This window comes from Stenotrophomonas sp. KH_029, assembly GCF_057839765.1.
On sequence record NZ_CM174498.1, the window covers coordinates 4,029,929 to 4,055,479 of the forward strand.

At 69.4% G+C, this 25,551-nt stretch carries 21 protein-coding genes and 1 pseudogene; 10 read left to right on the forward strand and 12 right to left on the reverse strand.

Annotation, left to right across the window (positions count from 1 at the left end; translation table 11 throughout):
- Positions 1-219 precede the first annotated feature (219 nt).
- The 3 genes from AC3ITM_RS18050 to AC3ITM_RS18060 are packed head-to-tail and all read right to left on the reverse strand — an operon-like array spanning position 220 to position 2,461.
- Positions 220-1,236: a FecR family protein gene (locus AC3ITM_RS18050; protein ID WP_489267006.1), complete on the reverse strand. Its 1,017-nt coding sequence runs from the start codon at positions 1,234-1,236 to the stop codon at positions 220-222.
- On the reverse strand, positions 1,233-1,763 hold the full coding sequence (locus AC3ITM_RS18055; protein WP_489267008.1) for an RNA polymerase sigma factor: 531 nt from the start codon (positions 1,761-1,763) through the stop codon (positions 1,233-1,235). The genes AC3ITM_RS18050 and AC3ITM_RS18055 overlap by 4 nt, the downstream gene beginning before the upstream one ends.
- Positions 1,763-2,461 (reverse strand): STN domain-containing protein, encoded by a 699-nt coding sequence (locus tag AC3ITM_RS18060; RefSeq protein WP_489267009.1) that lies wholly within the window; start codon positions 2,459-2,461, stop codon positions 1,763-1,765. Before AC3ITM_RS18060 ends, AC3ITM_RS18055 begins: the two co-directional genes overlap by 1 nt.
- A gap of 122 nt (positions 2,462-2,583) precedes the next feature.
- Between AC3ITM_RS18060 and AC3ITM_RS18065 the strand changes: the two genes are divergently transcribed.
- Complete coding sequence (locus AC3ITM_RS18065) at positions 2,584-2,967, forward strand: hypothetical protein (RefSeq protein WP_489267011.1); 384 nt, start codon at positions 2,584-2,586, stop codon at positions 2,965-2,967.
- Here the strand turns inward: AC3ITM_RS18065 and AC3ITM_RS18070 are convergent.
- The 4 genes from AC3ITM_RS18070 to AC3ITM_RS18085 form a co-directional block, all read right to left on the reverse strand.
- Positions 2,961-3,401 (reverse strand): hypothetical protein, encoded by a 441-nt coding sequence (locus tag AC3ITM_RS18070; protein ID WP_489267012.1) that lies wholly within the window; start codon positions 3,399-3,401, stop codon positions 2,961-2,963. The genes AC3ITM_RS18065 and AC3ITM_RS18070 overlap by 7 nt on opposite strands.
- 119 nt (positions 3,402-3,520) lie before the next feature.
- A complete protein-coding gene (locus AC3ITM_RS18075; RefSeq protein ID WP_489267014.1) occupies positions 3,521-4,876 on the reverse strand; it encodes a Gfo/Idh/MocA family protein in 1,356 nt (451 codons plus the stop codon).
- Positions 4,877-4,930: 54 nt separating this feature from the next.
- On the reverse strand, positions 4,931-7,903 hold the full coding sequence (locus AC3ITM_RS18080; RefSeq protein WP_489267016.1) for a TonB-dependent receptor plug domain-containing protein: 2,973 nt from the start codon (positions 7,901-7,903) through the stop codon (positions 4,931-4,933).
- A 133-nt stretch (positions 7,904-8,036) separates the two neighbouring features.
- Positions 8,037-11,396: a TIM-barrel domain-containing protein gene (locus AC3ITM_RS18085; RefSeq protein ID WP_489267017.1), complete on the reverse strand. Its 3,360-nt coding sequence runs from the start codon at positions 11,394-11,396 to the stop codon at positions 8,037-8,039.
- Between the two features lie 324 nt (positions 11,397-11,720).
- On the opposite strand from AC3ITM_RS18085, the gene AC3ITM_RS18090 reads away from it, so the two are divergent.
- From AC3ITM_RS18090 to AC3ITM_RS18120, 7 genes and pseudogenes are all read left to right on the forward strand, one after another.
- Entirely contained in the window at positions 11,721-12,878 is a 1,158-nt protein-coding gene (locus tag AC3ITM_RS18090; RefSeq protein WP_489267019.1) for an SIS domain-containing protein, read from the forward strand.
- Positions 12,879-12,891: 13 nt separating this feature from the next.
- Positions 12,892-13,209, forward strand: a pseudogene (locus tag AC3ITM_RS18095) (ROK family protein); the annotation flags it as partial.
- 8 nt (positions 13,210-13,217) lie between these two features.
- Positions 13,218-13,421 carry a hypothetical protein gene (locus tag AC3ITM_RS18100; RefSeq protein ID WP_489270150.1) on the forward strand — a complete coding sequence of 68 codons (204 nt, stop codon included), beginning with the start codon at positions 13,218-13,220 and terminating at the stop codon, positions 13,419-13,421.
- Positions 13,422-13,444: 23 nt separating this feature from the next.
- Entirely contained in the window at positions 13,445-14,773 is a 1,329-nt protein-coding gene (locus AC3ITM_RS18105; protein ID WP_489267021.1) for a D-tagatose-bisphosphate aldolase, class II, non-catalytic subunit, read from the forward strand.
- Positions 14,774-14,807: 34 nt separating this feature from the next.
- Entirely contained in the window at positions 14,808-15,587 is a 780-nt protein-coding gene (locus AC3ITM_RS18110; RefSeq protein ID WP_228886069.1) for a DeoR family transcriptional regulator, read from the forward strand.
- The gene (nagA, locus tag AC3ITM_RS18115; RefSeq protein ID WP_489267023.1) at positions 15,584-16,699 is read left to right on the forward strand and encodes an N-acetylglucosamine-6-phosphate deacetylase; all 1,116 of its coding nucleotides are present in this window, start codon (positions 15,584-15,586) and stop codon (positions 16,697-16,699) included. The genes AC3ITM_RS18110 and nagA overlap by 4 nt, the downstream gene beginning before the upstream one ends.
- Positions 16,700-16,751: 52 nt before the next feature.
- Complete coding sequence (locus AC3ITM_RS18120; protein WP_489267025.1) at positions 16,752-18,557, forward strand: MFS transporter; 1,806 nt, start codon at positions 16,752-16,754, stop codon at positions 18,555-18,557.
- Positions 18,558-18,578: 21 nt separating this feature from the next.
- Here the strand turns inward: AC3ITM_RS18120 and AC3ITM_RS18125 are convergent, their stop codons facing one another.
- The 5 genes from AC3ITM_RS18125 to AC3ITM_RS18145 form a co-directional block, all read right to left on the reverse strand.
- Positions 18,579-19,046 carry a SecDF P1 head subdomain-containing protein gene (locus AC3ITM_RS18125; RefSeq protein WP_489267027.1) on the reverse strand — a complete coding sequence of 156 codons (468 nt, stop codon included), beginning with the start codon at positions 19,044-19,046 and terminating at the stop codon, positions 18,579-18,581.
- Between the two features lie 159 nt (positions 19,047-19,205).
- Positions 19,206-20,222 carry an SMI1/KNR4 family protein gene (locus AC3ITM_RS18130; RefSeq protein WP_489267029.1) on the reverse strand — a complete coding sequence of 339 codons (1,017 nt, stop codon included), beginning with the start codon at positions 20,220-20,222 and terminating at the stop codon, positions 19,206-19,208.
- A 48-nt stretch (positions 20,223-20,270) separates the two neighbouring features.
- The gene (locus AC3ITM_RS18135) at positions 20,271-20,969 is read right to left on the reverse strand and encodes a ComF family protein (protein WP_489267031.1); all 699 of its coding nucleotides are present in this window, start codon (positions 20,967-20,969) and stop codon (positions 20,271-20,273) included.
- A 129-nt stretch (positions 20,970-21,098) separates the two neighbouring features.
- Positions 21,099-22,370: a type II toxin-antitoxin system HipA family toxin gene (locus AC3ITM_RS18140; protein WP_489267032.1), complete on the reverse strand. Its 1,272-nt coding sequence runs from the start codon at positions 22,368-22,370 to the stop codon at positions 21,099-21,101.
- Between the two features lie 2 nt (positions 22,371-22,372).
- Entirely contained in the window at positions 22,373-22,951 is a 579-nt protein-coding gene (locus AC3ITM_RS18145) for a helix-turn-helix transcriptional regulator (RefSeq protein ID WP_489267033.1), read from the reverse strand.
- Between the two features lie 249 nt (positions 22,952-23,200).
- Between AC3ITM_RS18145 and bioB the strand changes: the two genes are divergently transcribed.
- Positions 23,201-24,250 (forward strand): biotin synthase BioB, encoded by a 1,050-nt coding sequence (bioB, locus tag AC3ITM_RS18150; protein ID WP_489267035.1) that lies wholly within the window; start codon positions 23,201-23,203, stop codon positions 24,248-24,250.
- An 85-nt stretch (positions 24,251-24,335) separates the two neighbouring features.
- A complete protein-coding gene (bioF, locus tag AC3ITM_RS18155; RefSeq protein WP_489267036.1) occupies positions 24,336-25,547 on the forward strand; it encodes an 8-amino-7-oxononanoate synthase in 1,212 nt (403 codons plus the stop codon).
- The last annotated feature ends 4 nt before the right edge of the window (positions 25,548-25,551 follow it).

Below are 25,551 nucleotides of genomic sequence, written 5' to 3' on the forward strand. Positions count from 1 at the left end.
CAAGCGCATGTCACCGCGCTGCGGTGCGGCGCCGGTCCCTGGCAGCAGGAGCGAGCGTGGCAGTGCAATGCGTTGCGCTTGTTACGAGGGATAAGACCGTGGCCGGTGAACGCGACTGAACCACTGCAACAAAAAATTCATCTGCGCACGACGCCGCGTCGATCGGCGCCCTGCTTGTCACCACGCTGTCATCGCCGTGTGCTTCGACAGCGCGGCGACTCAGCCGAGCAACACCACGCCGCCGGGCATGCTCACCACGCGTGCGCCATAGGCATCGCGTACCAGCTCAACGAAGCTGTCGATCCGTGCGATCGGGATCCGCGCCTGCACCCGGCGCTGCGCCAGTGCCTGGCCGGTGATCACGATGCGACCGGTGCGATAGCGGTTGATCTCGTCCACCACTTCGCCCAGCGGCTGGTCGTCGAACACCAGCCAGCCCTGCCGCCACGCATCCACCCGCTCGGCCACCACCGGCGCCACCGAGGTGATCCGGTCGGCATCCAGCCGCGCCTGCATGCCCGGCTGCAGCAGCACCGTGCGATCGCCGCGGCGGACCTGCACCTGGCCGGCCAGGCAGGTGATGCGGGTGTCGCCGTCGATGCAACGCACGTTGACCCGCGCGGCCGCGGCCGGGGTGACCAGCGCAGCGCCGGCATGGATGGCGAACCCGCGCACGCCAGCCGCGGCCAGGTCGAACTGCGCCTCGCCCTGGCGCAGTTCGATGCCGTGGCCGTCTGCCGGCAGGCGCAGGGCGGTGCGCGCGGCCATCTCCACGGCCACCCCCTGGATCTGCAACTGGCGGCGCTCGCCGGTGGCGGTGTGGTAATCGGCCGCCAGCGCCTGCCACTCCGGCCACAGGCCCAATGGCGAACGCAGGCCGACCCACCCTACTGCCGCGGCAGCCACCGCGCCGCCGAGCAGGGCGCGCCGACGCAGGTCCACCCGTGCACGCGGCCGCGCCGTCGCCGCCGCGTGCCGTACCGGCAACGGCGTGGCCACCGGCGGCGCGGCCACGGCCGCTACCGGTGCCTGCAGCGCCGGGCCCAGCGCCTGCCACAGCTGGCGCGCCTGCGCGAACGCGCGGGCGTGCTGCGGGTCGGCCGCGCGCCAGCGCCGGAACGCCTCGGCATCGGCTTCGGTGGCGCGCCCGGACTGCAGGCACAACAACCATGTCTGGGCCTGCTCGCGCAGCGCGGGGGGGAACGGGGAAGGCGAAGGGTTGGGCATACCAGTCATGACGGTTTTCCAGCGCCGGGACCGAAACGCTGCACCAGCGGCCGCTCCAGGCGCCCGGCACAATGCTGCAGCGCCTTCTTCAGGTCCTTGCCGATCATCCGCGAGGACACCCCATGCTGGTGGGCGATGGCGTCGATCGGCTGTTGGTCGATCCGGGCGGCGATCAGGATGGCGCGCTGGCGCGCCGGCAGTTCATCCAGGGCGCTGGCCAGGGCGGCGAACTGGGCCTGGTCGAAGGCGACTGCGGCCGGGTCCAGATGGTCCACGCCTTCATCCATCAACGCGTCCACTTCCACCGCGCTCAGTACCCGGCCCTGCGCGGCGCGCTGGTCGGAGGCGGCATTGACCGCCATCCGGAACAGATAGGCCACCGGGTTGCGCTGCGGCTGCGCGGCGCCCATCCGCTCCACCCGCAGCCAGGTCTCCTGCAGCGCATCCAGGGCCAGGTCGTCCGAACCCAGGCGGCGGCGCAGGCGCCGACGGAAAGCTTCGTAGTGCTCCAGCAGCAGCCCGCGCATACCGGCCATCAACGGCCCCGGCACGGTGGGGTGGAACCGGCACTGCGCGGCAACAGCAGCAGCGTCGCCGGCGATTCCACCGCGTCGGGCAAGCCTGCCAGCGGCAGGCCCTGTACGCGCTGGACGATGGCCGCATCGCGCCGTGCATCGCCGCTGGAGCTGAGCAGCTCGGCACGGGCGATGCGGCCGGCCTCCGGCCACACCGCCAGCGCCGCGCGGTAACTGCCCGGACGGGTCAATCGTGTGCCACACAGGGCGCGTTCCAGCGATTGCTGGAGGATGATCGCCGCACGCTGCCGCTGCCGGTCGGAGCCGGCAGGCAGGCCCGCCGCCGGCGCTGTCGGCGCCGGCGACGCGTCGGCCGCATCGGCCGCGACCAGGGTCACCGCAGCGGCATCGACATAGCGGGGCGCAAGCCCGGTACCCACCAGCATCAACTGCAAGGCCTCCCTCTGGTGATAACGACCGGCGATGGCCGCCGAGCGCAGCCCACCGAGCAGCCCGGCGTCACTGAGCACGGCTACCCCGGTGATTTCCCCGTACTGTTGCAATGCCTGCGGCAAGGGCTGGGCAGGGATGTCGAAACGCAGGGGGGGTGCGGCCAGCGCAGCGCCGTCGGCAGCATGGGTTGCCCCTGCCGCCAGCAGCCCGGCCAGCCACAACAGCCAGCCGGCGCCGCGCAGGCACCGGCATGCGGCGTCTGCCACGACCATGTTGCGCCTGCCCCCCGTTCTGCGCCCAGTGTCATCAAACTGCATGCAAGACACGCCAGCATCACAACGCCAAGCCGATCACATTAGGGCGGCTTCATTGCAGAGCGGTGACACCCATGCGCTTCCCGGATTCGCGGTACTCCCCCCACCTGCGCACCGCCCTGGCCCTGGCCTTGGCGGCGTTGCCCGGCCACGCCGTGGCCGAGGCTACCGCGCAGGAAGCGCCGGCGCCGGCCTGCATCGAGCTGGAGGTCAATGGCGAACGCATCCGTGACTATGCGTGCCTGGCCCGGCGGCTGGCGCCGGCCGGCAGCACCGCGCCGTTGCCCGGCGCAGCGGCCTCGGAACAACGCGTGCGCCAGGCCCCCAGCGCGCTGGGCCTGGCCCACCGCGCCGCCACCCAGCAACGGATGGGCAACAGCTTCGGCATCTCCACCCGGCCACAACGCCCCGCCCCGGCGCCAGCACCGCCGCCGGTGCCGCCGCGGCCGGGTTACTGAGCCGGCGCTGCGGCGGGCGGCGGCAGCGACAGCGACAACCGCAGTGGCTGGCGCATGTCCGCCGGCGGCGCGGCCGGCAGGGGGTCGCGCTGCAGCACCGCGCGCAATGCCGCTTCGGTGTCGGCCTGCCGATCGCGCGGCGTATCCAGCCGCAGTGCGGTGATGCTGCCATCGGCGGCAATCCACACACTCAGTGCCAGCGTGGTGGCCTGCGTACGCGGCGGCAGATCGCCGGCCTGCGCCGCTTCGGCGTCGGCCAGGCGCTGGCCCAGCACCGCCCCCACCTGCTGCGCATAGTCCAGCCAGCTGGCAGGGACCGGTGCGGCCACGGCGCTGCCGGCGATGGCCAGCCCACCCAGCATCAGCCAGGCGCGGGGGCGCGCCCAACGGGCACGCAGGTGCAGCAGCCACTGCCGCCACGGAAAGGAATGCATACGGACTGCTCTGGGTTGGCCACCGGCCGGTGGGTGCCCACTGTGGGCGCGCCAGGTGACAGCACGATGGCGGCCGTCGCGGCGGCACCGGTTATGCCCGGTACCGCCGCTGGGTGCGGTCAGTAGCGGCCGTCGAAGGCGAAGATCGGCTTGCGCTGCTGCCACAGCCCGGCGGTGAAGTCCGGGAAATCCAGGGTCTGGTAACCACTGGCGATGGACTGCTCGGACAGCGGGGTGATCGCGCTCCAGGTGACGGCGTCGTAGATGTCGATCGGCATCGGCGCCCTGGCCTTCAACGCTTCGACGAAGGCATGGATGACGAACCAGTCCATGCCGCCGTGGCCGGCGCTGGCCGCGGTGTCGGCGTGCTGCTTCCACAGCGGGTGCTCGTACTGGTCCTGGTAGGCCTGGAACGGTTCCCACTTGTGCGGCGGGCTGCGGCCTTCGATATGGATGGACTGGTTCACGTCCATCCACAGGCCCCTGGTGCCCTGCACGCGGAAACCCATCGAGTACGGACGTGGCAGCGAGGTGTCGTGCTGCAGCAGGATCGTCTCACCGTTCTCGCAAGCCAGCGTGGTGGTGACGATATCGCCGAGCTTGAAGGTGGCCTTGGTACTCGGATGGGTGGTGCCGCCGCTCTTGGCCACGGTGTACTCATGCAGCCCGCGCGCCTTGCTGGCGAATGCATTGATGCGGGTGAAGCGGTTGCCGCGGTTGATGCCGGTATACATCGCGCACGGTCCGATGCCGTGGCTGGGGTACAACTCCCCGTTGCGCTGCACCGAATGCTCGGTGCGCCAGCGCGCTTCGGACCAGCCCTTGGCGCCGAACTCCACGCCGCTGTCGTACGGCTGGCCGGGGTCGCCGGAGTTGAACTTCACCCCGCGCAGGTCGTGCTGGTAACCGGCCTGCAGGTGCACCAGTTCGCCGAACAGGCCCTGGCGCACCATCTGCAGCGCGGCCATCACGTCGCGGCGGTAGCAGACGTTCTCCAGCAGCATGTACGGGGTACCGGTGGAGAGCTGGGTATTGAGCACGTCCCAATGGTCCTGCAGGGTGATGCCGGCCACCACTTCGCAGCCCACCGCGACCTTGGCCTGCATCGCCGCGATCGCCATCGGCGCGTGGTACTCCCAGGGCGTGGCGATGATCACCCCGTCCAGGCCGCGCTGTTCGAGCAGGCCCTTCCAGGCATTCACGTCGCGGTCCTGTCCGTAGGTCTTCGGCGCCGGCTTGCCGGCCTTGGCGACCATGTCCACGGCGCGGCCGAGCATGATCGGTTCGATGTCGCACAGCGCCACCACCTCGACATCGTCGCGGCGCACCAGCTCCTTCAGCAATACCTGGCCGCGCATGCCGGTGCCGATCAGGCCCAGCCGCACCTTGCGCCCGCGCGCCCAGACGGGCGTGCTGGGCAGCAGGCTGGTGGCGGCGATGGCCGCGCTGGCGGCGATGAATTCTCTGCGTTGCATGGAACAAACCCTCCTCTTGGAATCGCGCCGGCGGCGGCCGGCGCGATGGAGCCGTCAGAACTTGTAGCCGACGGTGAGACTGTAACCACGACCAAAGATGGTCGCGTAATCGCTGGAATCGCCCAGGAAACTGTTGGGATCGTAGAACGGCAGGCGGTCGAACAGGTTCTTGATGGTGAAGCCCACGTTCCAGTGCGCATCCGGGCGCCAGGCCACGCTCAGGTTGGCGGTCCACCACGACGGGGCGCCGTCGCACTTGCTCTGCTCCACCGGCAGGTAGCCGGCGGTGCAGGTCTGCGGGTTGTTGTCTTCTTCATCGATCTGCTGCAGCGCCCACTTGGTGCCGCCCACGTAGTTGATGAACATGCTGGTGGTGACCTGCTTGTAGCTCCAGTCGGCATTCAATGTGGCGCGCAGGCGCGGGTTGTTGTAGTAGCCGACCAGGTCACCGTAGTACCAGCCGCTTTCGTCGTCCAGGTAGGAACGGTTGCGGTTGGCGATGGTGGCGGCCACGCCGATGTTCAGGTTGCCCCAGTCGCCCAGCGAGAAGCGGCTGCGCGCGTCGATGTCGAAGCCGTCGATCAGGGTCTTGCCGCGGTTCTTGTACTGGCCCACCACGCTGGCCACATTGCCGGCGCTGTAGCCGGGCAGCGTGCCGGGACAGCTGACGCCGCTGGCCGGGTCGGCGCACATGGCGGCCAGCGCGGCCTGGTTGGCGCGGTCGGCCTCGGTGATCGGCGAGCGCGTGGACGAGATGATGTCCTCGTCGCGGGTGTAGTCCGGGGCGACGATTTCGTTGCTGCGGTAGATGAACCAGTAGTCGGCCGACACCGACAGCCACTGGGTGGGCTCGTAGACAAAGCCCAGCGTGGTGATCTTGGCCTTCTCCGGCTTCAGCTCCGGGTTGGGCTGGGTCATGCGCGCCACGGTGCGGCTGCAGTCGCTGTTGAGCAGGGTCTTGCCCAGGTCCACGTCGCCGCCCCGGCCGGACTGCAACAGCAGGTTGGCGATGGCGTTGGTCTCGTTGCAGCGCAGCTCGTCGCGGTAGCCGCCGAGCTGGGCGAACACGCCGCCGTTGCCGGACTCGGCCAGGCTGGGCGCCCGGAAGCCGGTGGAATAGGTGCCGCGCAGCATCAGCTGGTCGAACATCTGGTACTTCAGGCCGACCTTGGGCGCGAGGTTGGCGCTGAAATCGGGGTACTTGTCCACGCGCAGGGCCGCATCCAGTTCCAGCTTCTCGGTGAGCGGTGCCACGGTCTCGGCAAACAGCGCATAGGTGTTGCGCTTGCCATCGAACCACGAGCCACCCTGCTGGGTGATCAGGCCGTTGGCCGCGTCCGGGTTGCCGGGGGTGTAGAAGGTTTCGCGGCTGGCGTTGAAGCCGAACGCAGCGCGTACTTCGCCGGCCGGCATCTGGAACAGCGGGCCTTCGATCTTGCCGTCCAGGGTATGCAGGCGGGTCCAGGACTGGATGTCGAAGGTCGGGAAGGCCTCGCGGATCAACGCGGCGTTGGCTTCGCTGATCTCACCGAACTTGTATGCCGGATGGTCGGAGATGATCACCCGGCCGGTGCCCGGGTCGATCGAGTACGGGCCGAACGCGCGCTCGAAGCCGGCCAGGTTGACGTTGGTGGTCTGGTAGGTGACCGAGTGGCTGCCGGCGGTGGCGAAGGCGGTTTCCCAGTTCCAGTCGCCGGCGGTACCGCGCAGGCCGGTCACCACCCGGTAGCTCTGGTCGGTATTGCGCTGGCCGAAGTGGCTGGCGCCCACGTCCTGCAGCAGGTACTGCAGGCCGACCACGCCGCCCATCAATGCCTTCAGTTCGGGCGATGCGTGGTTGTACTCGTTGTTCGGGCCCAGGTACGGGTACAGGAACTGGTTGACGGTATTGCCGGTGTTGCGCGAGAACCAGCTGGTCGGATTGCCGGTGGTGGTGCCGTAGGCGCGCGGGGTGCCGCCGTTGGCGGTCAGGTCGATGTCGGTATAGGTCGCTTCGGCGAAGGCTTCGGTGCTGTCGCCGATCAGGAAGTGCGCGTTGACGTAGGCGGTGTTGCGTTCGGACTTGGCGCCGGCGTCGATCTCGTTGTTCATCCAGGTTTCCCAGATGCAACGCGGGCCGGCCGCTTCGCTGGTGAGTACGTTGTTGCAGCCCGGCGCAGCCTCCTGCACGCGCCGGCCGGTGGCCGGGTCGAAGGCGAAATAGCTGCCCGGGTTGAACTCACCCGGCTTGCTGCCGACGCCCAGGCGCAGGTTGGGCAGGTAGTTGGGATTGTTGACGTAGTACTGGCTGGGGCGCTTGTCGTAGAAGTCGCTGAGCGGAATCGCGTCGCGGCGGTACAGGTTGACCGAGGCGTACACGTTGTAGCGGTCCGCATCCAGATCGCCGAAGCCGGCGGTGATGCTGCCCTGGTGTTCGCCGTAGGAGCTGATCCGCGAGGATTTGTCGGTGGTGAGGTTGATCTCCGCGCCCTGGTAGGAGCGCTTGGTGATCACGTTGATCACCCCGGCCACCGCGTCGGTGCCGTAGACCGCCGAGGCGCCGTCGGTCAGCACTTCCATGCGTTCGATCGCCGCGGCCGGGATGGCATCGATGTTGACGAACTGGGTCTGGAAGCCGGCCGGCGCGCCGTAGTACGACAGGCGGCGGCCATTCAACAGCACCAGCGTGCCTTGTGCGCCCAGGCCGCGCAGGTTGGCCTGCGAGGCGCCGTCGGAGCCGGTGAACAGCGAGCGTGCATCCTGCTGGGCCGGCCGCGCGGCCGGCAGGTTGTCGAGCACCTGCAGCAGGGTGCGCGCGCCCATGTTTTCGATGTCCTGCTTGCTGATCACCTGCACCGGCGAGGCGGTTTCCACGTCGCTGCGCCGGATATTGGACCCGGTGACCTCGATCCGCGACAGCTCGGTGGCCTTGGGGTCGGGCGTCGGGTCCTGCGCGCTGGCAGTGCCGGCCACGGCCAGGGCCATGCCCAGCGCGATGGACAAGGGGGTAGCGGTGATGCAGCGATGGCGATGGCGTTCGGTCAACATCTTTGTCTCCTTGTTCGATCCGCAGCGTGGGGCTGGCGGTGGATGGGTGTTTTCGGGCAAACGTCCCCCGTGCCGCGGCCGGAGGGCCGCAGACGGGAAACGGGAGAGAGCGGTATTTCGAAAGCGGGTTCGATTACGGCGACACGATGCTGGCGGTATCGCCCTCCTGGCCGATCAAGGCGGCATTGGCCCAGTTGCCACAGACCTGCGCCGGGTTGTCGCCCTGCGCCCCCAGCGTGCGCAGGCTCAGCCGTCGCAGGCCGCGCACGTCCAGTTCCGGTTTGACCACGCCCGGTGCCTTGACCAGCCCGCTGTCGTACAGCAGGCGGTCCTCGCCCCAGACCTGGAACTGCATGCCGCCGGCGGCGCGGCATTGGTCGTCGATGCCCAGGTCGGCACGCAGCAGGCGCCAGTTGCCGTCCAGCTGCAGGTCGATCCGGCTGCTCGCGCCGACGCCCAGGCCGCGGCGGAAATGCAGGCCGTTCATGCGCATCCCGGCCTGCCCGCCCCAGGCGTGGTCGGTGGCGACGCCGGCCTTCAACGGGGCCGGCAGCGGCAACGTGGACAGATACAGCTGCTGCGCGGGCCCTTCCGGCTGCGGATGCTCCAGCACGTGGAAGCTGGACAGCACGATCGGGCCGACATCGCGCGGCTGCAGCGCATCGACCGCCCGCGCCACGCTGCCCTGGGCAGCGGTCACCATCGGGTCGGCAGCGCCGGCGCCGTCGCCTTCCGGATTCTGCGTGCTCAGTACGCGGAAGCGCAGCAGGCGGCCGGCATGGGCGGGGAAGTCGATCTGCTGCTTGCCCTGCTGCAGGGTCAGGCGACCGCGCTTGACCGGTTCGCCCCACTCGCCATTGCTGTCGGCCAGGTAGATTTCGTAGTCGCGGATCTGGCCGTTCTTCCAGTGCTGGTCGTTGCGCGGCGCCAGCTCGATGCCGTCGATCAGCTTGCGTTCGCCGAAACCGAGCACCCATTCGTGCGCACCGGTCTTGACCGCCTGGTTGCGCACGGTGCGGAACCAGGTGGCCGGATCGTCGTCGAAGGCCTTCTCCATCTCATAGCCCTGCTCCTCGGCCGGGCGGTTGACCACCAGCAGGCTGTCCGAGGGCAGCGCGCGGCCCAGTTCCGGCGCGGCCGGGAAGGCATCGTCGGCCGGCGCGGCGGCGACCGGCAGATCCAGCTGCAGCGCCAGCGGCTGGCGGATATCGGTCGGCGCGGTGCGCACGTGCAGCGTGCCGCGGCGTTCGCCGGCATCGAAGTACCAGCCCTCGCCCGCGCCCTGCCATGCCGCCTTGTCGGCCAGCATCGGCAGCACGCGTCCGTCCAGCGTCACCGCCGCCGGGCGCTGGCGGCTGAGCACGCGCAGGCCATAGCGGCGCTGCGCCAACTGCCCGGCGTACTGGCCCCGCACCGCATCGATGCGCACCTGCACCGGACCGCTGCCCTGCGCCGGCGCCTGCACCGTGATCGCCTGGGTGCTGGACTCGCCCTTCTCATAACGGCGGGTGGCGCCATCGTCTTCGTACAGCGTGTACTGCGCGTTGCCCTGCGGGTACAGGTCGAAGGTCACCTCGTCGAGTGGCTTCTGCCCGTCATAGAGCATCTCCGGGTACATCGGGATGATCGCCCCGGCGCGCACGAACACCGGAATCGTGGCCAGGTCGACCGGACGGTCCAGCGATCGCCCGTCCGCGCCGGCGTGCAGCTGGCGGCCGTCCCAGTAGTCGATCCAGCGGCCCGGCGGCAGGTGGATGTCGCGGCGCCAGCCACGGCTGGCGGCCTGGCTGCGGTACACCGGGGCGATCAGCAGTTCGCGGCCGAGCAGGAACTGGTACTTGTGCGCTTCGGTGTAGGCCTGCGGGTCCTGCGGGTAATCCCACATCAGCGCGCGCAGCAGCGGGGCGCCGGTGGTCGCCGCGTCATGCGCCAGCCCGTACATGTACGGGGTCATGCGCATCTTCAGCTTGAGGTAGTCGCGGTTGACGCTGCGGTAGGGCTCATCGAACCACCACGGATGCTTGCGCGCATTGCCCGACCAGCCGGACATGCCCATCAGCACGGGGGTGAAGCTCTTCCACTGCAGGTCGCGGGTGAAGGTTTCGGCGCTGCCACCGAAGATCGCGTCCACGTCACCACTGGCGTACGCCATGCCGGACAGGCCCGAGCCGATCAGGGTCGGGATGTGCCAGCGGATGTAGTCCCAGCTGCTGCTCTGGTCGCCGGTCCAGGCCACCGCGTAGCGCTGGATGCCGGCCCAGCCCATCACCGTCCACAGGAACGGGCGCGAGTCGGAGTTGTGCAGGATGCCGTTGAACGCGGACTGGTTGGCGTCCATCGCGAACTGGTAGCCCTTGCCGGTCCAGGCCACGTCCAGCTTCTGCACGCGGCTGCCGGCGGTGCCCACTTCCCAGGCGATCTTGTCGACGCCGTTCTCGGTCCACAGGCCGGTCCTGAAGCCATATTTCGCCAGGCCCTGCACGGTCTCGGGCAGCTTTTTGTAGCCGCAGCCGTAGCCATCGTTGGGCAGGATCCAGCCGCCGGGCATGTCATGCGCGCGGTACTGTTTGGCGACGCTGTCGACCACGTCCAGGGTGGTGCCGGTGGGACCGTCGCTCCAGCCGTCGGGCACGCTGCCGGGCTTCTTGATGTTGTCGGCGTCGTTGTAGCAGTCGGCATCGCCGTAGGAGAACGCCCAGCGCGGCAGCAGGCCGGCGCGGCCGGTCAGCGTGGTGTAGCGATCCAGCAGGGTGTGCAGGCTCGGCCCAACGAAGTAGTACGCATCGAAGCGGTCTTCGCGGTGCAGCAGGGTGGCCTGGTCGGCCTGGCGCAGGTCGTAGCTGCCGTCGCTCCACGTGTTGCGCAGCATGCCCCAGCCGCGCGAGCTCAGCAGCATCGGCGCCGGGTTGGGGCGGTCGCCTTCTTCCCAGCCGCCGGAATAGGACACCTCCAGCTCGCGGCCCTTGAACTCGAAGCGGCCGTTCTGCTGGCCGCCGCCGTAGAAATGTTCACCGGCCTCGCTGGAAAGCACCTGCACGCTCTGGTCCTTGTCCAGGTCCAGCGGCTGCAGTTCGCGCCACAGCGCCACATCACGGCCGCCCTCGCGGCGATCCAGCGACAGGCGCAGCGGTTGGCGCTGGATGTGCAGCACCAGGGCATCGGTGCGGATGCGCACTTCATTGCCGTCTTCTTCCAGCTGGTAGGCCACCTTGGCGGCCGCCTGCGGCAGCACGATCGGCGCGGCCTTGTCGCCGGCCGGCAGCAGCGTGCCGTCGCGCCCGGCCTGCACGCGCAGCACGTCCTCGCCCAGCAGCTCCACGCGCAGGAGGGCGCCGCTGTCGGTGCGGACTTCCCAACCGGGATTGCCGTCCCTGGCCGGCACGGCGCTGATCGTGCGCAGGTTGCCCAGCGGCTCGGCCTGGGCCGATGCGGCCAGCGCCAGGGCCGCCAGCAATGCGACAGACAGACCAGTGCGACGTATACGGCTTTCCACCTTGCCCCCCAGGCCCGCGTTCGGCGGGTATCTCCAACCATTGCGGCCGACTCTAGGGCAGGGCCTCGAAAGATGTCAACAAATTGCAAAGAAAAAGGAAGGATATTTTCTCTAAAACGAAAGATGACGCAAAGCAACACTTTCCAAACGCCACCTGAATGCGCAATTCGTGTCGCCTGAAACCTTGGTGCACCGCGCCATTAATGGGCAGCGCCCGCGCGCTCTCGATCGAAAACGGTGACCAAGCGAGCTTTTCTTTATCTTTCGATATTTGACATTTCGAAAGAAAACGCGGAAGGTTCGCTCGCCCAACAGGAATTGCGAATGGACGCTTCTCTGCTCTCCGACTTGCCCGCCTGGCAGCGCCTTGGCGGCGCCCATACCGCCGAAGAAATCGCCCAGCAGCCGTCCATGTGGACCGCCCTGGCCGGCGTGCTGGACACCGCCCGGGTCCGCCTCGACGCCTTCCTTGGCGACCGCCTGCGCGACCCCGGCCAGCTGGTGATCCTCACCGGCGCCGGCAGCTCTGGTTTCATCGCCGAGATGGTGGCCGACCAGATCAATGCGCAGTGGCCGGCCGAGGTGCGCGCCGTCCACACCACCAGCCTGCTCACCCACCCGGCGCTGTACCTGCGCCGCGAGCGCCCGACCCTGCTGGTGTCGTTCGGCCGCAGCGGCTCCAGCCCGGAAAGCGTGGCCGTGGTGGAGCTGGTGCGCGACCAGGTGACCGATGCGCGCTTCCTGGACATCACCTGCAATGCCGAGGGCGAACTGGCCAAGCGTGGCCAGGGCCGCAGCGACACGCTGTCGTTGCTGATGCCGGCAGCCAGCTGCGACCGTGCCTTTGCCATGACCAGCAGCCTGAGCTGCATGCTGCTGGCCGCGCTCAGTGTGTTCGACCGCGCACCGTGGCCGCAGCGCGTGCAGCGGCTGCTCGACCTGGCCGGGGATGGCGAGCGCGCCCTGCAGGGCTGGGACGCGGCAGTAGGCAGGCTGGCCCAGGCCGCCTACACGCGCGTGATCTACCTGGGCAGCGGCCCGCTGGAAGCGCTCGCCCGCGAAGCCGCGCTGAAGGTGCTCGAACTCACCGGCGGCCGCGTGCTGGCGCTGGCCAACACCCCGCTCGGCTTCCGCCACGGGCCCAAGTCCACGCTCAACGGCGACACCCTGGTGGTGATGCTGCGCAGCGCGCAAGCGTTGTCGCGCCGCTACGAGCAGGACCTGCTGGACGAGCTGCGCGGCGACGGCATTGCCGCGCGGGTGATCTCGGTCGGGCCGGACGGCAACGACCGCGCCGACGGCGACTTCGTACTCGCCGCACCGGCGCTGCCCGATCCGTGGCTGGCGCCGCTGTGGCTGCTGATGCCGCAGTGCTATGCGCTGCAGCGCTCGGCCGCGCTGGGCATGACCCCGGACAACCCCTTCCCCGACGGCACCGTCAACCGGGTCGTGCAGGGCGTCACCATCCATCCCCATGGCTGAGCAGGCCACGCCCATGCAGAGCTGGTACGGCATCGATGTCGGCGGCACCAAGATCGAGCTGGTGGCCTATGACAATGAGTTGCGCGAACGGCACCGCCAGCGCGTAACCACGCCCACCCAGGCCTACGACGCCTTCCTGCAGGCCCTCACCGGCCTGGTGCACAGCGCCGACCTGGCGCTGGGCACCGGCGGCAGCGCGGTCGGCATCGGCCTGCCCGGGGTGCGCGACCGCAGCGGCCGCCAGCTCAGCGCCAACGTGCCGTGCCTGACCGGCCAGCGGGTGGGCGATGACCTGCAGGCCCTGCTGCAACGTCCGCTGCAGTTCGGCAACGACCTGCAGTGCTTCGCCCTGAGCGAGGCGCACCAGGGCGCCGGCGCCGGCTACCCGAGCATGTACAGCTGTACCGCGACCTGCCCGACGCGATCGCACCGTACCTGTTCGATGGCGTGGTCGTGCCGCCGATCCTGCCGCCCCGCTTCGGCGATGCCGGCGGCGCGCGTGGCGCGGCGTTGTTGGCGCGCCAGCAGCATCCCTCCCGCTGAACACCGTTGTTACTGGAGTTGCCATGTCCGCCATCCAATCGCTGATCGCCGCCCACCGCCAGGGCCAACCCGTGGGGCTGTACAGCGTGTGCTGCAGCAATGCGCAGGTGTTGCTGGCCGCGATGCAGGTGGCCAGCCACTACGACACCCTGCTGCTGATCGAGGCGACCTCCAACCAGGTCGACCAGTTCGGCGGCTACACCGGCATGACCCCGGCGCAATACCGCCATTACGTGTTGCAGTTGGCGCGCGATGCCGGCTTCCCCGCCGAGCGGCTGGTGCTGGGCGGCGACCACCTCGGCCCGAATGCCTGGCAGAAGGGCCCGGCCGAGACCGCCATGGCCAATGCGCGCGATCTGATCGCCGCCTACGTGGCCGCCGGCTTCCACAAGATCCACCTGGACTGCAGCATGTCCTGCGCCGATGACCCGACCCCGCTGCCCGATGCGATCGTGGCGGCGCGCTCGGCCGAACTGGCACGCATCGCCGAGCGCACTGCGGCCGAACACGGCCTGCCGCCCCCGGTCTACGTGATCGGCACCGAAGTGCCGATTCCCGGCGGCGAAGCCTCGCTGGCCGGTGGCCTGCAGGTGACCACGCCGGCCGCGGCCGCGACCACGCTGGACATCCATCGGGAGGCGTTCTCCGCCCCGGACCTGCTGCCGGCGTGGGAGCGCGTGATCGCGATGGTGGTGCAGCCCGGCGTGGATTTCGACCACAGCAGCGTGCACTACTACGATCCGGCTGCCGCGCGCGAGCTGTCGGCATTCGTCGAGCAGCAGCCGCGCATCGTGTTCGAGGCGCATTCCACCGATTACCAGACCGAAGCAGGCCTGCATGAGCTGGTGCGCGACCATTTCGCCATCCTCAAGGTCGGCCCGGCGGCGACCTACGCGTTTCGCGAAGCGGTGTTCGCGCTGGCGATGATCGAAAGCGAACTGCTGCCGGCGTCGCAGCGCTCGAACCTGATCGAGGTGCTGGACCGCTGCATGGTCGACAAGCCCGGCAGCTGGCGCAACTACTACCAGGGCGACGCGCACGCGCTGCGCCTGCTGCGCGCGTATTCACTCAGCGACCGCAGCCGCTATTACTGGGGCGAGCCGCCGGTGCAGGCCGCGCTGGACACGCTGGTGGCCAACCTGACCGCGCACGCCCCGCCGCAGATCCTGCTCAGCCAGTACCTGCCCGAGCAGCAGCGGGCGATCGAAGCCGGCCAGCTGCGGCCGGACCCGCTGGCGCTGATCCGGCACAAGGTCGCCCAGCGCCTGGCCGAGTACGCCCGGGCCTGCAATCGCAACCGCGCGCCGGCGAAGAACGAAACTTCCCGGGCCACGGAGCTTTCGGAACGGTAAGCTTCGGCTTTCCTTCCGAATGGAATCGCCTCCCATGCGCAACACACGGCAGCGCCGCCAACAGATCCTGCAGATGCTGGTCGAGCACGGCAACGTGCAGGTCAGCGAACTGGTCGCCCGGTTCGCCGTGTCGGCGGTGACCATCCGCGCCGACCTGACCCACATCGAGTCGCAGGGCCTGGCCACCCGCACCCACGGCGGCGCCACCCTGGTGCGCACGCCGCCGCAGGAACAGGACATCCACGAAAAGGATGCGCTGAACCTGCCGCTGAAGGACAGCATCGGCGTGCATGCCGCGCGCCTGGTCAAGCCCGGCGACAACATCATCATCGACTCCGGCTCGACCACCATGACCCTGGCCCGGCACCTGCGCGGGCACCGCGATGTGACGGTGATGACCAACGGCCTGAACATCGCCTGGGAACTGGCCAACGCGCCGGGCGTGGAACTGCTGCTCACCGGCGGGCTGCTGCGCAAGCAGTCGTTGTCGCTGCAGGGCAGCCAGGCCGAAGCCAGCCTCAATACCTACAGCTTCGACACCCTGTTCCTGGGCGTGGACGGCCTGGACCTGCAGTTCGGCCTGACCACCCACCACGAAGCCGAAGCCAGCCTCAACCACCGCATGGTCGAGCGCGCACGCCGCATCGTGGTGCTCACCGACGCCTCCAAGTTCGGCCGGGTCAGCCTGCACCGCATCGCGCGGCTGGACCAGGTCCACACCATCATCACCGACGCCAGCATCGACGCCGAGTACCTGGAAGGGCTGCAGCGGCTGGGCATCGAAGTGATCATCACCGGGTCGCCCCCACCATGACCGCACCCCGCACGCTGCATGGCCGCATCCTCACCCCATCGGGGTGGGTGCGTGGCGATCTGCGTTTCGACCAGCGCATCCTCGCCATCGATACCGCGCACGCCGATCCGCGCGGCGACGAGCGGGTACCACTGATCCTGCCCGGCTTCATCGACCTGCACGTGCATGGCGGTGCCGGGGTGGACATCATGCAGGGCGGCGATGCGGCCGCCACCGTCGCCCGCACCCACGCGCGCCACGGCACCACCGCGCTGCTGGGCACCACCATGACCGCGCACGAGGACGACATCGTGCGGGCGCTGCAGGGGTTGGCCGGCGCGATCGGCACGCGCGCGACGGGGATGGCGCGCGTGCTCGGCGTACACCTGGAAGGCCCGTTCATCAGCATCGAACGCTTGGGCGCGCAGCCGCCATTGGTGGTCGAGGCCACCCTGGACGACGTGCGCCGCCTGCATGCGATCGCGCCGATCAAGGTGCTGACCCTGGCCCCGGAGATCGGCCAGCACCAGGCGCTGATTCCCGCATTGAGCGCGCTGGGCATCCGCGTGCAGCTCGGCCACAGCGCCGGCAGCTACGAAGACGGCGTGGCCGCGCTGGATGCCGGTGCCGCCGGCTTCACCCACCTGTTCAACGGCATGACCGGCGTGGACCACTACCACCCCGGCATCGCCACCGCCGCGCTGGCGCATGCGCAGTACGCCGAGCTCATTCCCGATCTGCAGCACGTGCATCCCGGCGCGATCCGCACCGCCCTGCGCGCGATCCCGAAGCTGTACTGCGTCACCGATGCCACCGCCGCCACCGGCATGCCCGACGGCGAGTACGCGCTGGGCGTGCAGCGCGTGCACAAATGCCTGGGCTGCGTGCGGCTGTCCACCGGCTCGCTGGCCGGCAGTGCGCTGACCATGGACCAGGCGCTGCGCAACCTGGTCTCGCTCGGACTGGACATCGCCGACGCCTCCAACCGGCTGTCGCGCTACCCGGCCGACTATCTCGGCATCGACGACCGCGGCCGTCTGGCGACCGGTGCCTGGGCCGACCTGGTGGTGCTCGACCACGACCTGCGCGTGCGCGGCGTGGTGGTGGAAGGCGACGACATCGCGCTCGACTGAGCGTTGAACCCGCGCCGCCACGGCGCATGCAATGCAGAACAGGACCGGCACGATGAACGATGTTTCCGCAGCCCTTCCCGTGCACGCCGGCGCCTCCGCGCCACGCTGGCCGATACGCTATCTGTTGTTCATCGGTGGCATGGGTGGGCTGCTGTACGGCATCGACATCGGCATCATCGCCGGCGCCCTGCCTTACCTGGAAGCCACCGCGACCGCGAGCTGGCACCTGACCAGCCAGCAGCTGGGTTTCGTGGTCGCCGCGGTGCTGCTCGGCAGCGTGCTGTCCTCGCTGTTCGCCGGCATGGTCGCCGACCTGATCGGGCGCCGTGGCGCGATGCTGCTGGCCGGCGTACTGTTCACTGCCAGCATCCCGGTGATGGCGCTGTCCGATGGCTATGGCGCGCTGTTGATGGGGCGGCTGCTGCAGGGCATCAGCGGCGGCCTGATCGGTGTGGTGGTGCCGCTGTACCTGGCCGAAGTACTCAGCCCGGAGCGGCGTGGCCGTGGCGCGGCGATGTTCCAGCTGCTGCTGACCATCGGCCTGGTGCTGGCGGCGGTGATCGGGCTGTACCACGCCCATGCGGTGGATGCGGCCAGCGAGGCGGTGCGCCATCTGCCCGGTGCCGAGCAGCAGCGACTGCTGTTCGACGTCAAGGACCATGCCTGGCGCACGATCTTCTGGAGCTGCCTGCTGCCCGGCCTGGTGTTCACCGCTGGCGTGCTGCTGATCAGTGAATCACCGCGCTGGCTGGTCCGTCGCGGCCGCATCGACAAGGCCCGCAGCGCCCTGCAGCGCACGGTCGCGCCGGCCGAGGTCGAGCCGACCCTGCAACGCATGCAGGCGCCGGAGGACATCCAGATCGGCCGCAACGGCAAGCGCGATCCACTGCTCAGCCGCCGCTACGTGTGGCCGTTCGCGCTGGCCTGCCTGGTGCTGGCCTTCACCCAGGCCACCGGCATCAACTCGGTGCTGGCCTACGCGGTCAACATCCTCAACCAGGCCGGGCTGCCCGGCGCGGTGGCCAATGGCGCCGATGTGGCGATCAAGCTGCTCAACGCGGTGATGACCGTGGTCGCGCTGCTGCTGGTGGACCGCAAGGGCCGCAAGTTCCTGCTGATGCTGGGCAGTGGCGGCATCACCCTGTCGCTGCTGGCTGCAGCGCTGCTGTTCGTGCAGAGCGAACGCGGCCGCATCGACGTGCAGGCCCAGTTGCAGCAGCAGGTGGCCGGCAGCAGCCTGTCGCTGCCGCTGGATGCGGCACGGTGGCAGCAGCTGGACGGCAATGCCGGCAGCGGGCCGCAGCAGCTGACCGTGTCCTATGCCTATGCCGGCTTCAACAACGTGCGCTCGCTGCGCAGCGACAACCCGATCGACGCCACGCTGCAGATCCGCCGCGAGGACGCGGTCTCGGCCGACAGCGTGATCGGCCGCTTCTTCCGCACGCTGCACCTGAATCCGTTCCCGGACCCGGCACAGGCGGCCAACGCACCGCTGGTGATCGAGCGCGCCATGCTCGGCCCGGTGCCCTCGCCCACCCACGGCTGGCTGGTGGCAGGCTGCATCCTGGTCTTCGTCGCGTTCTTCGCGGTCGGTCCCGGCGTATGCGTGTGGCTGGCGCTGTCCGAACTGATGCCGACCCGGATCCGCAGCAACGGCATGAGCATCGCGCTGCTGATCAACCAGTTCGTGTCCACCGTGATCGCGGCGATCTTCCTGCCCACCGTCGGCCACCACGGCTATGCCAGCATGTTCTTCTTCTGGGCCGGCTGCACCCTGCTGTACTTCCTGGTCGCCGCGTTCTGGCTGCCGGAGACCAAAGGCAAGTCGCTGGAGCAGATCGAGGCCAACTTCCGCTGAGTAGCGCGGCCGACGGCAGCGCTAGCGCGTCTGGCCGGTGATCTCGGTGTACATCCGTTGCGCGTCGCCAGCGTCTTCCAGCCCGGCGACCTGCATGGCCTTGCCGAACGGCCCGGCGACGGTCGCCACGGTGAGCACGCGCTCGCCCACGCTGAAAGCCACCCGGCGGCCGATCCTGGCCTGCGTTGCGGCCAGGATGCGCGGCGCGGCGGCGTCGGTCATCTGCACGTTGAGCACCGGCTGGCCGGTGGCGTCCATGCCCAGCGCCACCGAGGCCACATCGGCGGTGGTGACCAACGGCGGTTCCTTCAGCAGCAGCGGGGTGCCGTCGCGGCCCTTCAGCGGCGTGGAGTGCGGGTTGCCGGTTTCATCCACCTCGCGCATCAGGATGCGCGCCTGCGGCAGGGGTGGCGCGCCGGCCGGTTCAGCGGACAGGCCGACGGCCTGGCGGGTCTCTGCACAGCCGGCCAAGCCTGCACAGGTGAGCATCGTCACAACCAACAGGCAACCGCGCATGCGCCACTCCTCCAACGGGATGCCGGCAGTATCGCTGTTATGGCCGGGCATTGCAGCCGAGGGATGCATCCGGCATCGCCGCCTGGATAGCGGCCGCCGATGACGCTATACCGCCCGGCGGGCACTGCATGGTCAGCGTACTTCGGCGTTCACCGATGCCAGCAGCCGCTGCGCGGCCCGGTCACTGAACCGGTAGCCGCGCTCGACCTGCACGATGGCGCCCTCGGCCACGCGCGCCTGCCACCAGTCCTCGACGAAACCCGGGGCGAAACCGCCGGTCTTGAAGCCGAAGGGCGCGGCCACCAGGTCGAACGGCAGCATCAACGCGTAGCACGGCGTCGCGTAGTCGTTCTGTTCGGCCGGCAATTTCATGAAATGCGCGCATGAGGTGGCGGTGGTCAGCTGCGAGTACAACCAGAACATCAGGTCGTACATGCGGTGCGACTGCGGATCGGCATGCAGGGCGAAGAAGCCCTTTTCTTCGGTGATCCGGCGCGCCAGCGCACGCAGCGCGCGCTCACCCTCCGGCAGCGCTTCGGCCGAGGCCTGCAGGGCACGCTGCACGATCGGCGACAGCGTCCCGCGGTCCACCGTGACCAGATCGGCTTCCAGGTCCTGGGCCGCATCGTCGTAGTGCTCTTCGTCCACCAGACCGTGGATGAAACTGGCGAAATCGGCGGCGACCACGGTGATCGCATAGTCCGCCTCCTGGTCCACGTGCACCACCTGTGGTTCGCCCTGCCGGCCGCAATGACGGTAGTCGAGCATGACTACATCGTGCCCGGCGCTGGGGCAGTCGGCGATGACGATGCCGATGTCGGGGTAGCCCCACTCCTGCTGCATGAAGCGCGAACCGAACTGGCCCCCCAGCGAGTACGGCGCCTGGCGGCCCAGGGCGTACAGACCCGATACCTGGATATGGTCGTCGGCCCAGGAGGTGGCCTCCTCCATCGGATGGCAGCTGCGCTGCAGCAGGCCGCCGTTGTGCCGCCGTGCCAGCGCGATGTACGCCTCGGGAAGGCGATAGCCCAGCTCGGCCTGCAACTCGGCGACCAGGGCATCGCCGGGCGCTGGCTCCTGGTAGTTCTGCTGCGAATAATCGCCGTCGTCCCAGAAGCCATCGAAGTCGAAGGTGGCGAACGGATCCATCGTGTGCGGTCTCTGCCTGCGTCTGTAGCGCCATTATAGGAGCAGCGGTCACGGCACCCGCGCGCACACCCACAGGTGCACCTGCGCTGCACCGGCCCGGCGCAGCGCGCGCACGGCGGCATCCAGGGTGGCCCCGGTGGTCATCACATCATCGACCACGGTCAGCCGGGTGGGCGGGCCGGCCGTCACCCGGAAGGCGTTGCGCACATTGCGGCGGCGCGCATCGGCGTCCAGGTCCGATTGCGGCGCGGTCAGCCGCTCACGCGACAGGCCGCGCCACAGCGGGCACTGCAGCGAACGCGCCAGCGGCCGGGCCAGTTCCAGTGCCTGGTCGTAGCCACGTGCGCGCAACCGCTGGCGATGCAGTGGCAACGGCAGCAGCGCGCCACTGGCGAACGCCGGCACCCGCTGCAGCATCAACTGCGACAGCAGCCGGCCGGCCGCCAGGTCCTGGTGGAACTTGAAGCGCAGCAGCAGCTGGTCCACCGGCGCGGTGTACACGAACGCCGCTGCCGCAGCGGCCTGCCGCGGCGGGTCGCGCAGGCAGGCCCCGCAGCGCGCGGCGGGCTCATCGGCCGGCAGTGGCAGCGCGCAGCCTGGGCAGGCGGCGTCGTTCCACGGCAGGGCGGCATGGCAGGCCGCGCACAGGTCCAGCCCGTCGCTGCCGGCTTCATCGCAGACCAGGCAGCGCAGTGGCAGCGCCTGTCGGCCAAGCCAGTCCAGCGCAGCGGCAATGCGGGCGCGCATGTTCTTCGTCCGGCATGAGGCGGTTGCGTTCAAGGCTGCCATCGTTGACCTGCGCCGGCCGTCGGTACAAGCCGCGTCCTTGCATCAGCCGGGGCCGGCATGCAGCGGCAGACAAGCCGCCAATGGTGTTCACCGCCGTGGGTCGATCACCGTTTCCATCAACTCGATCTCCGGCCGCTTGGCCCCCTGCGAACGCGCCACCGCCTGCCACGTCCCCACGGCGCGACGAACCTCCACCTCGATCGCCGCGACCCGGGCCGGGGCGAGCTGGTAGAACGCCGCAGTGGCCATCACGTGAGCCGAGGACGGGGTCGGGTCGGCAGCATCCAGCGCCAGCACATGCGCATCGCTGGCGGTGTTGGGGTTCACGTCGAATGCCGGCGACAGTGCCCAGCCGCCGTGCATGCGCAGGAAGCCGTGATTGCGCAGATGATCGTCGCGGTTGCCCACCAGCACGTTGAACAGCACGCGCCGGAACAACTGTTCCAGGTCGGCGCCGATCCGCCCGGGCACACCGTCGTCTTCGATCACCTGGACCAGGTCCAGGTAGCTGTGTCCTTCGCTCTGCCCGGCGTCGAGCAGGGTAAAGGCCGAGGCATAGTGCAGCCGCGTGCCTGCACTGCGGTCGAAACGCTCCACGGCGAAGGTATGCCCACGCGCGGACAGATTGAGCAGCGCTGCCCTGGGCATATGGATGCCGGCATCGACGGCCAGCGTGGCGGTGATGTATTCCCACAGGCCGACATCGTGCCGGTCTTCGCGCCCGGGGAATTTGGCCAGCCATAGCGAACCGTCCGGGTGACGGTAGCCTGCCTTGGGCCGGGCCCCGCCCAGCGATGCGCCCGGGGCGACCAGCTGGGCCAGCCAGCGGGTCTCTTCGTCCTGGCTCAACCTGGCACCGGACTCCAGTTTTTCGGCGAGGCTTTCCAGCCTGCGCAGATCGGTGATCGGCGGTGCGGCCGGATTGCCCGACTCCACCCAGGCCAGCGAGGCCGGATCGCGCAGCCTGAGCGCGCCCATCCTGGAAGCATCATCGACGCCCATCAGATAGTCCCAGGCACGCAACGCCTTGCGCGCAGTACCGGTGCGGTTTGCCCGCGCCGCCTCACGGCGGTCCATCAGCAACCGTCCCCATCGATCGGGGGAGCAATCCTGGAAGGCGGCGGTCACCTCACCGGCGCTGCCGGGAGCGAACTGAAGGCCGTCGAGCAGCGGCAGGCTCGGATCGAGCGCGAACGGTGCAATACCCATCGCCCCGTCCAGCCACAGGTCGGTATAGGCAAAGCCGACGCTGTCGCCGGCCCTTCCCGGCAACCGGCTGATCCAGCCCACCTGCACCGGCGGGCATAGCTGCGGCGCATCCAGCCACACCTCCCGGTCGATCTGCGCCTGGGCGGCCATGTTCAGCGCCCTTTGGGAAGACGTGGCGGACGCCGCACAACGCCCGGCGTGGGATCGATCCGGGGCGGGCGCTGGCTGGACACCAGGCGGTAGCGGTCGTGCCCGGCCTCGGCCAGGCCGGGGCGGTCGACCTGCGCATCGCCCTGCCGGTCCGCTGCCGCGCCCGCATCGGTGGCCTGCGGTTCGTGGACGCCGCTGCGGCCGGCCCGATCACGGTCGGCGCCATCGTGCAGGCTGCTTCCCGGCTGCGCTTCGGCCACGGCGTACCCGCCCGGCTTGCGGCGCGGCGCCGGACGGCGCAGGCGGTTGGCCGCCAGTTGGCGACCCACCATATCGTCGGCGGCGATCCTGTCGATGTCCTGCTCCAGGCCCAGCGCGGCCAACACCCGCAACACCGTGGACAGGCTGGTGCCCGCATCGCCCGCTTCGAGCTTGCCGATGGTGGTGCGGTCCACCCCGACGCGCTCGGCCAGATTGGCCTGGCTCATGCCGCGGGCGAGCCGGGCCGTGCGCAGCCGCAGGCCAAGCCCGGCGATGCGCCTGGCGTGACCGGGTCTGGTTGGAGGAGTGCGCTTTGCCATGCTGCATTAAAACATCACATGCGGCCGTAATGTCAATTCAATCCATCATGTTCCAGTGGTTTGGCTTCAGATGCCGGACAGAATGGGATGATGGATTAATCCATCCCTTTGGGTCGATATGTAATTTTTATTCGACATTTTCCATTCTTGTACCGACATCCACTGTAAACCTTAAAATTTATAGCTTGGTTGACAGAAAGTGCCTGCCTGACCAGACTGCCGCCCTTTCGCCCCTGTCAGGACACCCTCATGGCTTCGGTCATCCGCCACGACTGGCACCGCGACGAACTGCTGGCCCTGCTTGCGCTGCCGCTCCCGGAGCTGCTGCACCGCGCCGCCAGCGTGCACCGCGCCCACTTCGATCCCGCCGAAGTACAGGTGTCCACCCTGCTCTCGGTGAAGACCGGCGGTTGCCCCGAAGATTGCGCCTATTGCCCGCAGGCCCAGCGTTACGCCACCGGGGTGGACGCACAGAAGCTGATGGGCACCGAGGAGGTGGTCGCCAGGGCCCGCCAGGCCAAGGCGGCGGGCGCGTCGCGGTTCTGCATGGGTGCGGCCTGGCGCTCGCCCAAACCGCGCGACATCCCCAAGGTGGCGGCGATGATCAGCCAGGTGAAGGCACTGGGGCTGGAAACCTGCGCCACTCTGGGCATGCTCAGCGGCGACCAGGCCGTGGCGCTGCGCCAGGCCGGGCTGGACTACTACAACCACAACCTAGACACCGCGCCGGACTTCTACGACTCGATCATCCATACCCGCCAGTACCAGGACCGCCTGGACACGCTGGGCCATGTCCGCGACGCCGGGCTGAAGACCTGCTGCGGCGGCATCGTCGGCATGGGCGAAACCCGCGACCACCGCGCCGGGCTGCTGCAGGCGCTGGCCAACCTGCCCACCCACCCCGACTCGGTGCCGATCAACCGGCTGGTGCAGGTGGCCGGCACCCCGCTGCACGGTACCGCCGAACTGGACCCGTTCGAGTTCGTGCGGATGATCGCCGTGGCCCGGATCGTCATGCCCGCGGCGATGGTGCGGCTGTCGGCCGGGCGCGAAGCGATGAGCGACGAGCTGCAGGCGCTGTGTTTCCTGGCCGGGGCCAACTCGATCTTCTACGGGGAAAAACTGCTGACCACCGGCAACCCGGACACCGCGCGCGACCTGGCCCTGTTCGACCGGCTGGGCCTGCGCCCGATGACGGTGACGGTGGACGCCGCGCACCACGACCACCCGGGCACGGTCCATGCCGACATCACCCGGGCCCAGGGCAGCGCCGGCCAGGCCGATGGGCGCGCCGCCTGAGGCCGGCCCGGTGCCGGCCCCGGCCAGGCAGCGCCGCGCCCGGCAACCGGGTACGCTAGCCGCCCATCCATGCCAGCCGACCACCATGGCCCGCCCCGACCTGCACGACCGCATCCAGGCACAGCGCAAGCTCAGCGAGGCGCAGGGCCGCATCCGCGTGCGCCGCACCGTGACCCGTCGCGATGGCGTGCAGCTGGAGATCAATGGCCAGTGGCTGACCGGGTTCTGCAGCAATGACTACCTGGGCCTGTCGCAGCAGTTCGGGGTGGTCAGCGCGCTGCAGGACGCCGCCGCCCGCGAAGGCACCGGCGCCACCGGCTCGCACCTGGTCTGTGGCCACCACGCCGTGCACGACGCCCTCGAGCGGGAAATGGCCGACTGGCTGGGCTACCCGCGTGCACTGCTGTTCGGCAGCGGTTTCGCCGCCAACCTGGCGGTGCAGCAGGCGCTGTTGAGCGAAGAAGACGATGTCTGCGTGCAGGACCGGCTCAACCACGCCAGCCTGCTGGATGCCTCGCGCCTGGCCGGCTGCCGGCTGCGCCGCTACCCGCACCTGGACAGCGAAGGCGCGCTGCGCCAGCTCAAGCACGCCGCCAATGGCGCGGCGATGCTGGCCACCGACGGGGTCTTCAGCATGGATGGCGACATCGCCCCGCTGCGTTCGCTGTCGCTGGTGGCGCGCATGCAGGCCGCGCTGCTGTACGTGGACGACGCGCATGGCATCGGCGTGGTCGGCCAGCACGGCCGTGGCTGCGTCGCCGAGGCCGGGTTGGGGGTGGCCGATGTGCCGCTGCAGCTGGCCACGCTGGGCAAGGCGCTGGGCGGCGCCGGCGCGGTGGTGCTCGGCGATGACGCGTTGATCGGGCACCTGGCCGAAACCGCGCGCCCGTATATCTACACCACCGCGCTGCCACCGGCCCAGGCCGCCGCGTCGCTGGCTGCGGTGAAGCTGGCCCGCCGCGATGACTGGCGCCGGCAGAAGCTGGCCGAGCTGGTCGGTGTGTTCCGCGCCGGTGCACGCCAGCACGGCTTGGAGCTGATGCCCTCCGATACCCCGATCCAACCGCTGCTGTGCGGCGCCGAAACCACGGCGATGGCGCTGTCGGCCGCACTGGAAGCGTCCGGCTTCCTGGTCGGCGCGATCCGCCCGCCGACCGTGCCCGAAGGCAAGGCGCGGCTGCGCGTGACCCTGTCGGCACTGCATACCCCGGCCCAGGTGCGGTCGCTGACCGAAGCGATCGCCCATGCGCGCGACACCGTGCTGCGCCAGCAGTCGCTGGATGCCCTGAGCGCGTGAGCCG